This is a genomic window from Oryzihumus sp., from assembly GCF_036391795.1.
Taxonomy (GTDB): domain Bacteria; phylum Actinomycetota; class Actinomycetes; order Actinomycetales; family Dermatophilaceae; genus Oryzihumus.
Genome location: NZ_DASVZH010000103.1, coordinates 1 through 1,847, shown reverse-complemented (window position 1 = coordinate 1,847; position 1,847 = coordinate 1). Strand labels below are relative to the sequence as shown.

Here is a 1,847-nt window from a genome sequence, read left to right as displayed (position 1 = left end):
CCCCTTCAGCGCCGACGCTGAAGGGGCAGCAACGTCCAGCTCGAGGAGGTGAAGATCGGCGTTCAGTGGGGCCGGCGGGAGGTGGCAGGCGCGGTCGACGGACCGACGTGTTCCGCCAGCCAGGCGACGAGGGGAGCCAGGACTCGCCAGTCCGCGCGGACCCGGTCCAGCGTGGTGACCGAGCACAGCCACACCGGGTCACCGTGACGGCGCCGGGCGGTGAGGCTCTTGTGCCGCATGAGGTCCAGCCGCGGGTGGTCCGCGGCCACGCCGCGCGGGCGGGTCCGCAGCTGTTCGCCGCCGATGTCGAAGCCGTCGGCGGCCAGGGACTCGACGATCCCGCGCAGCCGCTCACCGGTGTGGTCGTCGTCAACCCCCCGGCGCAGCCGCTCGACCTGGTCCGGCGTCGGCCGGAAGACACCCCCCGCGGTGGCCAGACCACCGGCGCCCACCTCGACGTACCAGCCCATCCCGTCGGCGACCCGCACCACGGCGCCCTGGTGGTCCTTGTACGGCCGCTTGTCGTGGGAGAACCGCAGGTCGCGCTGCGGCCGGTAGACGTGGGGCTCCCCGAACTCCCCGGCGAGCGCCTCGACGAGGAGGGTGAGCGGCTCCCGCACGCTCACGGCATACCGCTGCTGCTGGCGGGCCCAGAACTCCCGGCTGTTGTCCTGCTCGAGCTCGCCGTAGAACCGCACGGCGTCGCGCGGGATGCCCTCGAAGACCACGATTCGACTGTAGGGCGGTCAGCGGGTGGTCTGGTAGATCCGGCGCACCACGTCCTCGATGTCCGGCTCCTCGACGGACAGGTCGCGCACCGCCGCCCGGGCCGAGACGGCCGTCAGCACCTCGGCCGCGGTGGTCACCTCCGCGTCGAAGGACAGCCGCTGGCGCATCCCCTCGCCCTCGCTGCCGATCAGCGTCGCCCCCGGTATGCCGTGCAGCTCGGGTGTGGGGTCGGCCAGGTCGACGACGAGGACGCGCTGCGCGCCGACGGTTGCCGCCAGTCCCGGAAGTGTGCCGTCGTAGGCGAGCCGGCCGCGGTCGACGACCAGGACCCGGTCGCACAGGCGCTCGACGTCGCCCATGTCGTGGGTGGTGAGCAGCAACGTCGTGCCGCGGCTGGCGCGCTCGTGGCGCAGGAACTCGCGCAGCCGCTGCTTGCTCAGCACGTCCAGACCGATGGTCGGCTCGTCGAGGATCAGCAGCTCGGGGGAGTGGAGCAGGGCGGCGGCGATCTCGGCGCGCATCCGCTGGCCGAGGGAGAGCTGGCGCACCGGGGTGTCGAGGGTGTCGTCCATCTCCAGCTGCTCGACCAGCTCGCGGGTGCGCGTGCCGGCCTCCCCGGCGCCGAGCCGGTGGATGGCGGCCAGGATGGCGAAGGACTCCCGCAGGGGCAGGTCCCACCACAGCTGGGAGCGCTGGCCGAAGACGACGCCGATCCGGCGGGCCAGGGCACGGCGCTCGCGCACCGGGTCCAGGCCGCAGGTGCGGACCGAGCCCGAGGATGGCACGAGGATGCCGGTGAGCATCTTGATCGTGGTGGACTTCCCGGCACCGTTGGCGCCGATGTAGCCGACCGCGGCGCCGGCCTCGATGTCGAACGTCATCGAGTCGACCGCGATGAGCTGGGTGCTCCCGGCCCGCCAGGGCTTGCCGCGGCGCCGGAAGACGCGGGTCAGGTCCTGCAGGCTCACGATCGCGTCGGTCATCCGCCGCCTCCCTGGTAGTGCCTGGTGCCCCATCGCCACAGCAGCGCGGCGAGCCCCCACACCCACACGGCGGCGAGCGGTGTCAGCCACGCCAGCCACGTCGGCAGCCCGGCGGGGCCGGGCAGGCCGAGGATC

At 73.4% G+C, this 1,847-nt stretch carries 2 protein-coding genes; both read right to left on the bottom strand.

The window, feature by feature from the left end; all coding sequences use genetic code 11:
* Nucleotides 1-62: 62 nt before the first annotated feature.
* Nucleotides 63-728 carry a DUF2461 domain-containing protein gene (locus VF825_RS06045; RefSeq protein ID WP_331111190.1) on the bottom strand — a complete coding sequence of 222 codons (666 nt, stop codon included), beginning with the start codon at nt 726-728 and terminating at the stop codon, nt 63-65.
* 18 nt (nt 729-746) lie between these two features.
* Nucleotides 747-1,712, bottom strand: a complete 966-nt coding sequence (locus VF825_RS06040) for an ATP-binding cassette domain-containing protein (protein ID WP_331111188.1) — start codon at nt 1,710-1,712, stop codon at nt 747-749.
* Nucleotides 1,713-1,847: the final 135 nt, after the last annotated feature.

Coding starts and splice junctions, on each gene's coding strand:
- VF825_RS06040 (WP_331111188.1), bottom strand. CDS start 1,712: ATGACCGACGCGATCGTGAGCCTGCAGGACCTGACCCGCGTCTTCCGG.